This is a genomic window from Luteibacter sp. dw_328 (assembly GCF_018449605.1).
In the GTDB taxonomy this organism is placed as follows: Bacteria; Pseudomonadota; Gammaproteobacteria; order Xanthomonadales; family Rhodanobacteraceae; genus Luteibacter.
The window spans coordinates 180,093-193,380 of the sequence record NZ_JAAVUW010000006.1 but is presented as its reverse complement, the minus strand read 5'-3'; the positions used below and the strand labels follow the sequence as shown (position 1 = coordinate 193,380).

Here is a 13,288-nt window from a genome sequence, read left to right as displayed (position 1 = left end):
GTAATCGTGACGGCGGACGGCGAAAGCCGCGCCGTAGAGTCTATGTCGCTGTTCATGCCTGCGGCAGTTTGCCGCCAGCCTGTTTCAGATTGCTTTCAGTGGCGTCAAGCGAGCGCGGAACGGTGATCGTGCGCTTGGCCGGGGAGGCCTCGGTGGCACGACGGCGGGCGAGAGCGAAAGCGAGACGGCGGCCGAACATGCGCGGACCGGTCTTTTCGAGTTGGATGTACATGGCTCAATCCTCGAATAACGGAAGCTCGCGAGCTTCCGACGAGGAGAGCCGGACTTTCCCTAGCGGAGGAAAGCGCCGACAGACCGGGTGCGGTCGCCGCGGGCGATGAGTTTTGCCAGCGCCGGGCTCCGATGCGAGCGGAAGCCGGCGCGTCGACTAGGGTAGACGTCCATAAGCCTGGGTAAACTAAGAAGGGTGCCACCGCGCGAGAAGTGCTGAGCGGTAGCCCGGGAATTGTCGCGCCGCAGCGAGGATCGGTCAAGCGCTAAGAGCGGTCTTCACCCACTCTTTGTAGGAGCCGATTCATCGGCGATAACAAGGTTGCCGCAAACCCCATCGCCGATGAATCGGCTCCTACAGAAGAATCAGGCCACTCCGGCCGTGATTCCTGCCTCATATTCCCGGGCCTCGCCCAGCAACCAGTCTCGGAAACGGGCCACCCCCGTATGCGACTCCGACCGTTTCGGATAGACGAGGTAATACGCCTCGGCCACACGCAGTCGCTCCTTGCACAGCACGGTGAGCGCCCCGCATTCGATCAGCGAACGCGCCATGACAAGCCGCCCCAGGGCCACGCCCATGCCCTCCAGCACGGCGCGCTGCAGGTGTTCGGTGTTGTCGAAGCGCGCGACGTAACGTGAGGGCAAGGGCATACCGAAGGCTTCGGCCCAATCGTTCCAGCGTCCCGAGGGATCACCGAGCAAGGGCCAGCCTTCCAGCGAGGTAGTCGGCAGGCCACCCATCTTGCGCACCAGTGACGGGCTGGCGATGGGCACGATGTATTCGGCGAACAACTTGTCGGCCTTGGTCCGCGGCCAGGAGCCCAGGCCATAGCGGAAGGCAACGTCGATCGTCGGCTCGCGGTCGAAATCGACGACGGAAACGGACGAGGCCAGGCTGAGCTCGAGCTCCGGGTGGGCACCGACCAGTCGCGGCAGACGCGGCACGAGCCAGCTCGATGCGACCGAGGGCAGCACGCTCAGGGTCACGGTGTCCTGGTGACGGCTCGCATAGCGATTGAGGGCGTGCTCGATGCCGTCGAAGTGGTGGCCGATCGAGTCGAGCAGGTTGTTGCCATCGGCGGTGAGCGTGACACCCCGGGGACCGCGATCGAACAGCGAGCGGTCGAGCCGCTCCTCGAGATTGCGAATCTGGTGGCTGAGGGCACTCACCGTGAGATTGAGCTGCTCGGCGGCGAGCGACAGCTTGCCGGTCCGGGCGACCAGGACGAACCCCTGAAGCTGACCGAGCGGCAAGCGAGACATGTGAAAAATCCTCAAGTCCAGGTTGCAAACATATCGCTTTTTGGCGGGCTACGGAACGGGCACCCTTAACTACACCGATAGTCGCAAGGGGTTGCGACTCCATCCGCAAGGAGTACGTCATGGCTTCGATCTTTACCGGCCTCGCCTTCATGCACGGGCACATCGTCGACCGCGAACTCATCTTCCGCCTTGGCCGCGAGGAACTCGCCGGCGACCGCGGCGCGGGCGCACCGGAAGCCGTGCCGACGCCCCGCAAGGCAGAGCGTAAGGCATCGAACGAGGTTCCCGCCTGTCCGGCCTGCGCCACCTGCTGACGGATACATCGTCTGAACTTCGTGTGCCTCAAAATGGGGGTTTCCGCCCTCCCCGGAGAGACGCATGAAGCTTCGCCCCCTCGGTCGTTCATCCCTGCAGGTCGCCCCGCTCGCCTTTGGCGGCAACGTGTTCGGCTGGAGCGCGGACGAGCCACGCTCGTTCGAGCTTCTCGACGCCTTCGTCGACCACGGCTTCAACCTGATCGACACGGCGGATGTCTACGAAGCCTGGGTGCCGGGTAACGAAGGCGGCGAGTCCGAGACCATCATCGGCAACTGGCTGAAGAAGAGTGGCAAGCGCGACCGCGTCGTCATCGCCACCAAGGTGGGCAAGTGGGCACGCTATCCGGGCCTCGCGCCGACCAATATCAAGGAAGCCGTGGAAGATTCGCTGCGCCGCCTGAAAACCGATCACATCGACCTGTACCAGTCGCACGAGGATGACGCGAAAGTGCCGCTGGAAGAAACCCTGCGTGCCTTCGACGACCTCGTCAAGGCCGGCAAGGTGCGCGTGATCGGCGCCTCCAATTACAGTACTAACCGCCTTGCCGATGCACTCTCTACCAGCGGATCGAAGGGGCTGTCGCGCTACGAGTCGCTGCAGCCGGAATATAACCTGATGGATCGCGCCGGCTTCGAAGAAGGCCTGCAGCCGTTGTGCGTCAAGGAAGACGTTGGCGTCATCAGCTATTACTCGCTGGCCAGCGGCTTCCTCAGTGGCAAGTATCGGAGCGAGGCGGACCTGGAAAAGAGCAAGGCCCGCGGCGGTTCGGTGAAGAAGTACCTCACCGAGCGCGGCCATCGCGTGCTCGCTGCGCTCGACGAGGTGGCCGAGGCACACGCCGCGAAGCCGGCACAGGTGGCGCTGGCCTGGGTGATGGCACAGCCTGCGATCAGCGCGGCGATCGCCAGCGCGACCACCGTGGAGCAACTCGATGAACTGGCAAAGTCGGCGGCACTCGTGCTGGGTGACGACGAACTGAAGAAACTCCGGGACGCCAGCGCGGCTTGAGCTGCTTCCCGCAGAGGCGCTATCGGTCTCCGACCGATAGCGCCTCACCTCAAAGCCTAGATATGTGAAGGAGAACCCCGGCCCATCCCCCAGCGATGGCCGACATTCAAGCACATGGCGCAGGGGCACGATGTCGGCGTCGGAAGAGAGTCTTCCGGCACCCCATCCCCACAGGAGTTCCTCATGTCCCCGATTGGACGCGCCTTCGCTTACGCCGCCGGTTGTGCTCTCGCCGGCTTCGCTCTTGTCTCGCATGCCGCGCCGCAGGCGCCCGCCGTTCAGGGCGGCCCCTTCAGCGAGATCAATACCGGCCTACGCTGCCACTATCGCCTGAAGTCGGACCCGACCGGCGTCGCCACGCGCTTCGTTGCAGCCGACCACATTCTCCGCGGGCAATGGCACAACGCATCGATGCTCAAGTCGCGCAGCATGTTCTTCACGGACGCCGCGCCGGCGACACTGCGCACTGCCTGCATGAAGAAGATTTCGACGATACCCGACGCCAATGGCCTGGCCATGATCGGTGCCGCGGACAATGCGCAGAGTTACAACTACGAGATCTGGTACAACGGCGACCTTGCGAAGGGAAAACCGGTCGAACGCATCGTCTCGTTCGGCGACAGCCTCAGCGACACCGGCAACATGTTCAACGAATCGCAGTGGAAGTTACCCGGTGCGTCGTGGTACCTCGGACGTTTCAGCAACGGCCCGACGTGGATCGAGCACATGGCGGCGCGTACCGGCCTCACCCTGAACAACTGGGCCATCGGCGGCGCGCAGACCAAGGACGCCAAGTTCGGCATCATCCACGGGATCGGCACGCAGATCGACGGCTTTTTCAACTATGCGACCAAGGCAAAGGGCTACGACCCGTCGCGCACGCTGTTCACCTTCCTTATCAGCGGCAACGACTTCGTCAACGACACGAAAACGGCGCCGAAGATCATCGAGGACCAGGAAATCGCACTGCGTCGCCTTGTCGAAAAGGGCGCGCGGAAGATCCTTGTCGTCAATCTGCCCAACGTCTCCGTCGCCCCGGTATTCCGCCTGGGCCGGACGGATGCGAACGGCGTCCTGGGCAAGGTGGAGTACTACAACCATCACCTCGTCCAGCTGGTCGAACGGGTGAACGCCACGACGCCTGCCGACGTCCGCATCGTCAACGTTCGCGCCTACTTCGACGACGTGTTGACGACGCCCGGACGCTTCGGCATCACCAATACGAAGGACTCCTGCCTGGCGATCGACTCGCCGAGCTCAACCTCGTACATCAAGGCGCAGAAACGCCGCGCGGATTGCGTCGATCCTTCCAGGTACGTTTTCTGGGACACGCTGCATCCCACAACACGGGTGCACGAGCTGATGGCCCAATGGGCCATCGAGGCGACGCCCGCGACGTGGGGCTTGCGCTGATACGACCCCGGATACGTTGATTCGACCGTGGGCGGCCCGTCAAAGGACGGGCCGCCCGACCCGATCAACGCGATGCGTTCAATACATCGAGTGCCGCGTTGAAGGTGGGGCTGGGCCGCATGGCGGCGCTGACCAGCGCCATGTCGGGGTGGTAGTAACCCCCGATCTCGACCAGCTTGCCTTGGGCACCGTTGAGCTCGCCGATGATTTTTGCCTCGTTGTCGGCCAGCGTCTTCGCTACGACGGTGAACTTCGCCTTCAGGTCGGCATCGTCGTTCTGCGCGGCGAGCGCTTCGGCCCAGTACATGGCGAGGTAGAAATGGCTGCCGCGGTTGTCGATCTCGCCGACCTTGCGCGCCGGGGACTTGTTGCTGTCCAGGAAGCGACCGTTGGCGATGTCGAGCGTCTTCGCCAGCACGCGGGCATGCTTGTTGTCATAGCGCTCGCCCAGGTGCTCGAGCGACGCCGCCAGCGCGAGGAACTCGCCGAGCGAATCCCAACGGAGGTAATCCTCTTCGACGAACTGCTGCACGTGCTTCGGCGCCGAACCGCCCGCACCGGTTTCGAACAGACCGCCGCCCGCCATCAGCGGCACGATGGACAGCATCTTGGCCGAGGTACCCAGCTCCATGATCGGGAACAGGTCGGTCAGGTAATCGCGCAGCACGTTGCCGGTGACCGAGATGGTGTCCTCGCCCTTGCGGATGCGATCCAACGACAGCTTGGTCGCAGCGACCGGATCGAGAACGCGGATGTCGAGGCCGCTGGTGTCGTGATCCTTGAGATAGCGCTCGACCTTGGCAATCACCTGCGCATCGTGCGCGCGGTGCTTGTCCAGCCAGAACACCGCCGGCGTCGCCGACAGACGGGCACGTTGTACCGCGAGCTTCACCCAGTCCTGGATCGGCGCGTCCTTGGTCTGGCACATGCGCCAGATGTCACCTGTTTCCACGGCGTGTTCGAAAACGATGCTGCCGTCGTCGGCGAGGACGCGTACCTTGCCGTCCGCCAGGATCTGGAATGTCTTGTCGTGCGAACCGTATTCTTCGGCCTTCTGCGCCATGAGGCCGACATTGGGCACGCTGCCCATGGTCGCCGGATCGAAGGCGCCATGCGCGATGCAGTCCTCGATCACCGCCTGGTAAACACCGGCGTAGGAGCGATCCGGGATGACCGCCTTCGCGTCCTGAAGCTTGCCTTCGCCGTTCCACATGCCACCCGAGTCGCGAATCATCGCCGGCATGGAGGCGTCGACGATGACGTCGCTGGGCACGTGCAGGTTGGTGATGCCCTTATCGGAGTTGACCATGGCCAGCGACGGACGGTGGGCGTATTCGGCCTTGAGGTCGGCTTCGATGGCCGCGCGCGTGGTGGCATCGAGCTTGTCGAGACGGGCATAGAGATCGCCGATGCCGTTGTTGGCATCGAAGCCGATCTGCTTGAGGGCGTCGGCATGCTTGCCCAGCACATCCTTGTAGAACTCGCGCACGGCGATACCGAACATGATCGGGTCGGAGACCTTCATCATGGTGGCCTTCAGGTGCAGCGAGAACAGCACGCCTTTGGCCTTCGCGTCCGCGATCTGCGCATCGATGAAGCTGGCGAGCGCCTTCTTGCTCATCACGGCGGCGTCGACGATCTCACCGGCCTTCACGGCGACCTTGTCCTTGAGCACTTTCACACTGCCGTCGACGGCGGTGAATTCGATGCGCAGGTTGCCGGCCTTATCGAGCGTGGCCGACTTTTCGCTGCCGTAGAAATCGCCACCGTCCATGTGGGAGACGTGCGATTTCGATTCGCCCGACCACTTACCCATGCGATGCGGATGCTTGCGAGCGAAGTTCTTCACCGAGAGCGGCGCGCGGCGATCGGAATTACCTTCGCGAAGCACGGGATTCACGGCGCTGCCCATGGCCTTGCCATAGCGCGCGTTGGTGTCTTTCTGTTCGTCGGTTGCGGGTGCATCCACGTAGTCCGGAAGCTTGTAGCCCTGCGACTGCAACTCACGGATAGCGGCCTTCATCTGCGGCACGGAGGCGCTGATGTTCGGCAGCTTGATGATGTTCGCGTCCGGCGTGGTTGCCAGGGCGCCGAGCTCGGCCAGATGATCGCCGATCTTCTGCGTATCCGTGAGGTAATCGGGAAATTGCGAGAGGATGCGGCCGGCGAGAGAGATATCGCGGGTTTCGACGGCCACGCCGGCGGTGCCGGCGAAGGCCTCGATGATCGGCAGGAACGAAGCGGTGGCGAGGAACGGTGCCTCGTCGGTAAGCGTGTAGATGATTTTGGGCGAGCTGGACATGATTCGGCGAGCCTTATGCTTGAGTGGGCCAGGTCATGGGGCCCACCGGCGCAAGCCTCAAGGGCGCACCGGCGAGCGGGAAACCGGTCCATTGTGGCGCGGCCGCTCGAAACGGGAAAGCCGCCCCGCAGCATGGCAGTTATGTGGGAGCCGATTTGTCGGCGATTTGCCTTGCAGCTTCCCCGCTCCGTTGGCTTTTCGCCGCTGAAGCGGCTCCCACATGTACTGGTTGCCGATGAATCGGCTCCTACCGGGCGCTCAGTCGCAGCAGGCGTGCCTCGCGGCGGCGGGCCTTGCGCGCTTTCCAGCGCTCCGACAGGCAGGCGAAGATCACGTACAGGGCCGGCGTCGAAAGAAGGGTCAGGCTCTGCGAGATGATCAGGCCACCGATCATCGCGATACCCAGCGGGCGGCGTAGTTCGGAGCCCTCGCCCAGGCCGATCGCAAGCGGCAGCGCCGCGAGGATCGCCACCATGGTGGTCATCATGATCGGGCGGAAACGTACGAGGCAGGCCTCGCGAATCGCTTCCTTCGAGCTCAGGTGATGCTCACGCTCGGCCACCAGCGCGAAGTCGATCATCATGATCGCGTTTTTCTTCACGATACCGATGAGCAAGACCAGCGCGATCATCGCCACCACGGAGAGCTCCGTATCGGTAATCACCAGCGCGGCCAAGGCACCCACGCCGGCGGCGGGCAGCGTGGAAAGAATGGTCACCGGATGAATCAGGCTCTCGTACAGCATGCCCATGAGCAGGTAGACCACGATGATGGCGGCCAGGATCAGCAGCGGCATGTCGCTCTGCGACTGCTGGAAGCGCCGGAAGTCGCTGCCGGCATCGAGGCGGATGTCGCCCGGCATGCGCATGCCGCTGATGGTCTTCTGGATGATCTCCATCGCCTCGCCCATGCTCACGCCAGGGGCGAGATTGAAGCTCACACCCATGCTGGTGTACTGGTCCTCGTGCACGATCTGGGTCGGTGCAAGGCCCGGCACCTGCTTGGTGACCGCGTTCATCGGCACCATGGCGCCGGAAGCGGCCTTGACGTAAATCTGGTTCAGCGATTCCGGCGTCGCCGCCATCTGCGGCAAGGCGTTGACGATCACGCGGTACTGGTTGATGTCCGAGTAGATCGTCGACACCGCGCGCTGGCCGAACGCGTTGTACAGCGCGCCATCGATATCGCCGATCGAAACGCCGAGACGGCCCGCCGTATCGCGATCGATCACGATGTTCTGGCGCAGGCCGGCCGCATCGATATCGCTGCCGACGTCCTTGAGCATCTTGTTTTTCTTCAGTGCATCGACCAGCTTGGGCAGCCACTCCTGCAGCTCTTCGACGTCGTTGCCCTTGAGCGAGACCGAATACTGGCCACCCTGCGAAGTGCCGCCACCGCCGCCGGTGGGGAGGTCCTGGATCGGACGCAGGCGGAGGTTGAGATCCGGGTATTTATTGGCCTTGGCGGAGATACGGTCGAGTGCATCGAACGTGGTGTCCTCACGCCCATCCGCCACGGTCCTCAACTCGATGTTGAACGAGCCGGTCGAACCGGTACGACTGGTGCCCAGACGTGAGCCCACCGACTTGACGTCCGGATCGGCGAGGAGCATCTCGGTGAGGCGCGCCTGGCGCACCTTCATTTCACCGAACGAGACGGTGGAGCTGGCCGTCGCGCGCGCTGCCATCAGGCCCGTGTCCTGCGGCGGGAAGAAGCCACCCTTGACCATGCCTGCGAGCACGAAGGTGATTCCCACCAGCACGAGAGGCGTGAGCGCCATCAGCAGCGCATGCCGCAGCGACCAGTCGAGCGCACGACGGTAGACACCGATGAGTCGCTCCTGGCCTCGCTCCAGCGCACGGCCCAGTTTCGACTCCGGCTTGTCGTTCTTATGTGCGGTGAGGAAGTGGCCGCAAAGCGAAGGCGTGAGCGTCAGCGAGACCAGGGCCGACACGACGATCGCGGCAACCAGGGTGACGGTGAACTCCTTGAAGAACATGCCGGTGATGCCGCCGGCGAACAACAAGGGAATGAAGACGGCGATCAGTGACGCGGTGATCGATACGATGGTGAAACCGATCTCGCGTGCGCCGAGCAGGGCTGCGTCGAACCGGGAGATCCCCTCATCCATGTGCCGGATGACGTTCTCGATCACCACGATGGCATCGTCGACGACGAATCCGATGGCGATCACCAGCGCCAGCAGGGTCAGGTTGTTCAACGTGTAACCAAAGCAATACATGACCACGAACGCGCCAGCCAGCGACAGCGGCACGGCGAGGCCAGCGATGAGCGTTGGCGCGAGACGGCGCAGGAACAACGCCATCGTCATGATCACCATGCCGAGGCTGATCAGCAGGGTCGCCTGCACTTCATGCAACGACGCGCGAATGGTTGGCGTGCCATCGAAAAACGAGTGCAGCTTGACGCCCGCAGGCAGCCAGGCCTGCATGGTCGGAATCTGCGCCTTGATCCGGTCGACCGTCTCGATGACGTTCGCGTCCGACTTGCGGTACACGTACATCAGGATGCCGGGCTTACCGTTGAACCACGCCGCCTGGTAGGCGTCCTGCTGACCGTCGTAGACGTTGGCGATATCGGACAGGCGGATGGGCACGCTGTTCTTGACGGCGATGACCAGCTTACCGAACTCTTCCGCCGTATGCAGGGAGTCCGTCGCGGTCACGGCGATGTTGCTGTACCCGTCGGTGAGGAAGCCCTGCGGCGAGGTGACGTTGGCGGCGGTGAGCGCGTTGCGAAGCTGATCGGGAGAAAGGCCCATCGCATTGAGCGCGCGCAGATTCACATCGACACGAATGGCCGGCGTGGCGCTGCCGGCGATGTCGACCGAGGCGATGCCTTCCTGCTGACGAAGGCGCTGCGCGAGGATGGAGTCGGCGACGTTGTAGAGCTCGGTCGGCGCGACCGTGTCCGACGTCAACGCCAGCACGATCACCGGATCGTCGTTGGGGTTGGCCTTCTGGTATGAAGGCGCATTGAGCAGCCCCGCCGGAAGGTCCGGCTGCGCTGCGTTGATTGCCGACTGAACGTCACGCGCGGCGGCGTCGATGTTGGTCCCGTTCTGGAAGAACAACAGCACGAAGGTGCTGCCCTCGGAACTGTTCGAACGCATGGACTCCACGCCCGGCACCTGGCCCAGATGGCGTTCCAGGGGAGCGGCCACGGTGGAGGCCATCGTGCTCGCATCGGCGCCTGACTGCTGCGCCTGGACGAAGATCGCCGGGAACTGGATGTTCGGCAGCGCTGCGACGCCGAGCAGCGAGTAACAGATCATGCCGACGACGAAGAGGCCAATGGCGAGCAGTGACGTGCCGATGGGTCGGCGAATGAACGGGCCGGAAATATTCATGCAGTGGGACGGCTTGTCTCGTACTGGATCGCGCGGATCGTCCCTGTCTTAACGCGTATCCCGGAAAAAGGTTTCGCCGGGCGGCGAACCGTCCGGCGAATGAGGGTGGTGCGATCTCCCCCGGTGACGCTTCCCATCAGGAAGCGGGCCGGGCATCGGCTAGCAACAACTCTCGTCGCGCCTTGCGCTCCGCGAGCCAGTCGGAGAATCGCTCCATATAGAGATAGATCACTGGCGTGGTGTACAGGGTGACCAGCTGCGAGAGCAGCAGACCACCGACGATGGACACGCCGAGCGGCTTGCGCAGCTCCGAGCCGATGCCGGTACCGAGCGCGAGCGGCAACGCACCGAGCAGTGCGGCGGCAGTGGTCATCATGATCGGACGGAAACGCAGCAGGCAGGCGCGGCGGATGGCCTCCTGCGCGTTCAGGCCGGTACGTTTCGCCTCGATCGCGAAGTCGATCATCATGATCGCGTTCTTCTTCACGATACCGATGAGCAGCACGATGCCGACGATGCCATCGACGGACAGGGTCATGCCGCACATCAGCAGGGCGAGCAAGGCGCCGACGCCTGCGGGGGGCAGCGTGGAGATGATCGTCAGCGGGTGGATGTAGCTCTCGTAGAGCACGCCCAGCACGATGTAGATGACGATGATCGAGGCCAGCAGCAGGAGCACTTCGTCACCAACCGACGAGGAGAACTCCGCGGCTTTGCCGATGAACTGCCCACGCACCTGCGGCGGGAAGTTGAGCTGCTGCTCCACCTCGTGGATGGCCGCGACCGCCTGGGAGAGTGACTTGCCCTGCGCGAGGTTGAACGAAATCGTCACTGCCGGCAGCTGCTGCAGATGCGTGACGACCAGGGGCGCGCTCGTGACGACGGAACTGGCCAGCGCGGTGATGGGAATCGTGCCGCCACCGCCGACCTGGAAGCCGACATTACCGGTATTACCGATGCCGGCCGGCGTGGCCGAGTTGCTCGATGCCAGCTGGCCGAAGCTGGTGGCGTTGGAGCCCGTGAGGGCGCCGTTACCATTGCCACGCACCGTCAGCTTGTTCAGCAGATCGGAGCTCGTGCGGAATTCCGGCGAGACTTCCATCACCACGCGGTACTGGTTCAACTGGGTGAAGATGGTCGAGATCTGGCGCTGGCCGAACGCGTCGTACAAGGTGTCGTCGATGGTCTGAACCGGCACGCCGAGGCGGCTGGCACTGTCACGATCGATGGTGAGTTTCAGCGCCGTGCCCTGGTCGGCCAGGTTGTTGTCGACATCCGACAACTCCTTGCGCTTGCGCAGCGCGGAGGTCATCTGCTGAGCGTAGCCGGCAAGCTCGGTCGAGTTAACGTCCGACAGCGAGTACTGGTACTCGGTCGCCGATACCTGGGTGTCGAGCGTGACGTCCTGCACGGGCTTCAGGTACAGGGCCACGCCGGCGATGTTCTCCACGGTCTTCTGCAGGCGCGGCAGCAGTTCGTCCAGTGACGCGCGGTCGCCGCGGTCCTTCAGCACGAGCGACAGCTGACCCTGGTTGAGCGTGGGATTGATCGAGCCCGCACCGATGAAGGCGGCGACACCGGCGACGGCCGGATCCCGTCCCAGTGCGTCGGCGACAGCCTTGGTGCGCTGCTCCATCTGCGGGAAGGCGACGTTCTGGTCGGCCTGCACCACGGCCGTGATCAGGCCCGTGTCCTGCTCAGGCAGGAGGCCCTTCGGGATGATGATGTACAGAACGACCGTCAACGCCACGGTGAGCGCGGCGACGATCATGGTCAGCGGACGATGATCGAGCACCCAATCCAGGCTGCTGCCGTAGCCGTCCACGATGCGCGACCAGGTGGTGTGCTTGCCCGAGGCGGAAGCGTGCTCGTGCGCGTCTTCCGCGTCCGGCAGTTCGTCGGCCTTGAGCAGGTAGGCGCACATCATTGGCGTGAGGGTCAACGACACCAGCATGGAAATGGCGACGGCGATCGTCAGCACCCAGGCGAACTCATGGAACAGGCGACCGGTCACGCCAGGCATCAGCAGCAGCGGCAGGAACACCGCGATCAGCGAGACGGTCAACGACAGCACGGTGAAGCCGATTTCCTTCGCGCCGATTTCCGCGGCGGTCTTGGCGTCGTGACCCTGCTCGATGTAGCGGACGATGTTCTCGATCATCACGATCGCATCGTCGACGACGAAGCCCGTGGCCACCGCGAGCGCCATCAACGAGAGATTGTCCAGCGACATGCCGGCGAACGCCATCACGCCGAAGGTACCCACCAGCGACAGCGGCACGGCGACCGACGGGATCACCGTGGCCCACAGGCGGCGCAGGAAGACGAAGATCACCGCCACGACCAGGAAAATCGTCAGGATCAGGGTGTATTGGACATCTTCGACCGAGGCGCGGATGGTGATGGTGCGGTCCGAGAACACCTTCAGGTGCACGTCGGCCGGGAGCACCTTCTGCAGGTCCGGAATGGTCTGCCGGATCTGCTGCACGGTCTGCACGATGTTCGCGCCGGGCTGACGGCGGATGTCGAGCAGCACGGCAGGCTTGCCGTTAGCCCAGGCGGCGAGCTGGTCGTTCTCGACACCGTCGATCACGTTGGCTACATCGGAAAGACGCACGGGGGCGCCATTCTTGTAGGCAATAATGGTGCCCTTGTATTCGGCGGCATCGGCGAGCTGGTCGTTGGTGCCGATGCTGTAGGACTGGGTCTTGCCGTTGAGCGTGCCTTTGGGCGCGTTGACGTTGGCCTGCGTGAGCGAACTGCGCACGTCTTCCATGGTCAGGCCAAGGTTGGCCAGCTGCGCGGGATTGATCTGGATACGCACGGCCGGACGCACATTGCCGGCGATCGAGACCAGGCCCACGCCCTGCACCTGCGCCAGCTTCTGCGCAATGATCGAGTCGGCGAAGTTGTTCACGTCGCGCAGCGGCAGGCTGTCCGAGGTGAGCATCAGCGTCATGATCGGCGCATCGGCCGGATTCACGCGGTTGTAAACCGGCGGGTAAGGCAGGTTGTTGGGCAGCGTGCCACGCGCCTGGTTGATCGCCGCCTGCACGTCCTGCGCCGCGATGTCGATATCGCGATCCATGGCGAACTGCAGCACGATCGTCGACAGGCCCGCCGAGGAATCCGAGCTCATCGAGGTCAGGCCGGAAATCTGGCCGAAGTTACGCTCGAGCGGCGTCGTTACCAGGGCGGCCATCGTGGTGGCGCTGGCACCCGGGTACTGCGTGGTCACGACCATGCTCGGCGCACTGATCTCCGGCAGTGCCGACACCGGCAGCTGGCGGTAGCCGAGGATGCCGAGCAACAGCACCGCCACCATGAGCAGCGAAGTCGCGATCGGTCGGCGAATGAAGAGTGTCGAAAAGCCCACGTTT

At 63.7% G+C, this 13,288-nt stretch carries 8 protein-coding genes; 3 read left to right on the top strand and 5 right to left on the bottom strand.

Features of this window, described 5'->3' with window-relative positions:
• Window positions 1-52 precede the first annotated feature (52 nt).
• Together HB634_RS15810 and HB634_RS15805 are read right to left on the bottom strand one after the other, a co-directional pair.
• The gene (locus HB634_RS15810; RefSeq protein WP_063571155.1) at window positions 53-232 is read right to left on the bottom strand and encodes a hypothetical protein; all 180 of its coding nucleotides are present in this window, start codon (window positions 230-232) and stop codon (window positions 53-55) included.
• 365 nt (window positions 233-597) lie between these two features.
• The gene (locus tag HB634_RS15805) at window positions 598-1,497 is read right to left on the bottom strand and encodes a LysR substrate-binding domain-containing protein (protein WP_213949241.1); all 900 of its coding nucleotides are present in this window, start codon (window positions 1,495-1,497) and stop codon (window positions 598-600) included.
• Window positions 1,498-1,616: 119 nt separating this feature from the next.
• Here HB634_RS15805 and HB634_RS15800 point away from each other — a divergent pair, with 119 nt between their 5' ends.
• From HB634_RS15800 to HB634_RS15790, 3 genes are all read left to right on the top strand, one after another.
• On the top strand, window positions 1,617-1,811 hold the full coding sequence (locus tag HB634_RS15800) for a hypothetical protein (RefSeq protein ID WP_063573935.1): 195 nt from the start codon (window positions 1,617-1,619) through the stop codon (window positions 1,809-1,811).
• 64 nt (window positions 1,812-1,875) lie between these two features.
• The gene (locus HB634_RS15795) at window positions 1,876-2,823 is read left to right on the top strand and encodes an aldo/keto reductase (protein WP_063573936.1); all 948 of its coding nucleotides are present in this window, start codon (window positions 1,876-1,878) and stop codon (window positions 2,821-2,823) included.
• A gap of 183 nt (window positions 2,824-3,006) precedes the next feature.
• Window positions 3,007-4,236 carry an SGNH/GDSL hydrolase family protein gene (locus HB634_RS15790; RefSeq protein ID WP_213949240.1) on the top strand — a complete coding sequence of 410 codons (1,230 nt, stop codon included), beginning with the start codon at window positions 3,007-3,009 and terminating at the stop codon, window positions 4,234-4,236.
• 64 nt (window positions 4,237-4,300) lie between these two features.
• Here HB634_RS15790 and HB634_RS15785 read toward each other — a convergent pair whose 3' ends face one another.
• From HB634_RS15785 to HB634_RS15775, 3 genes are all read right to left on the bottom strand, one after another.
• A complete protein-coding gene (locus HB634_RS15785; protein ID WP_213949239.1) occupies window positions 4,301-6,538 on the bottom strand; it encodes an NADP-dependent isocitrate dehydrogenase in 2,238 nt (745 codons plus the stop codon).
• 247 nt (window positions 6,539-6,785) lie between these two features.
• On the bottom strand, window positions 6,786-9,908 hold the full coding sequence (locus tag HB634_RS15780) for an efflux RND transporter permease subunit (protein ID WP_213949238.1): 3,123 nt from the start codon (window positions 9,906-9,908) through the stop codon (window positions 6,786-6,788).
• Window positions 9,909-10,044: 136 nt separating this feature from the next.
• Window positions 10,045-13,284, bottom strand: a complete 3,240-nt coding sequence (locus tag HB634_RS15775) for an efflux RND transporter permease subunit (RefSeq protein WP_213949237.1) — start codon at window positions 13,282-13,284, stop codon at window positions 10,045-10,047.
• Between the last annotated feature and the right edge of the window lie 4 nt (window positions 13,285-13,288).

What these genes read in the sequence shown, in the direction of transcription:
- HB634_RS15810 (WP_063571155.1), bottom strand. Translation starts at nt 232, where the DNA reads ATGTACATCCAACTCGAAAAGACCGGTCCGCGCATGTTCGGCCGCCGT.
- HB634_RS15805 (WP_213949241.1), bottom strand. Translation starts at nt 1,497, where the DNA reads ATGTCTCGCTTGCCGCTCGGTCAGCTTCAGGGGTTCGTCCTGGTCGCC.
- HB634_RS15800 (WP_063573935.1), top strand. Translation starts at nt 1,617, where the DNA reads ATGGCTTCGATCTTTACCGGCCTCGCCTTCATGCACGGGCACATCGTC.
- HB634_RS15795 (WP_063573936.1), top strand. Translation starts at nt 1,876, where the DNA reads ATGAAGCTTCGCCCCCTCGGTCGTTCATCCCTGCAGGTCGCCCCGCTC.
- HB634_RS15790 (WP_213949240.1), top strand. Translation starts at nt 3,007, where the DNA reads ATGTCCCCGATTGGACGCGCCTTCGCTTACGCCGCCGGTTGTGCTCTC.
- HB634_RS15785 (WP_213949239.1), bottom strand. Translation starts at nt 6,538, where the DNA reads ATGTCCAGCTCGCCCAAAATCATCTACACGCTTACCGACGAGGCACCG.
- HB634_RS15780 (WP_213949238.1), bottom strand. Translation starts at nt 9,908, where the DNA reads ATGAATATTTCCGGCCCGTTCATTCGCCGACCCATCGGCACGTCACTG.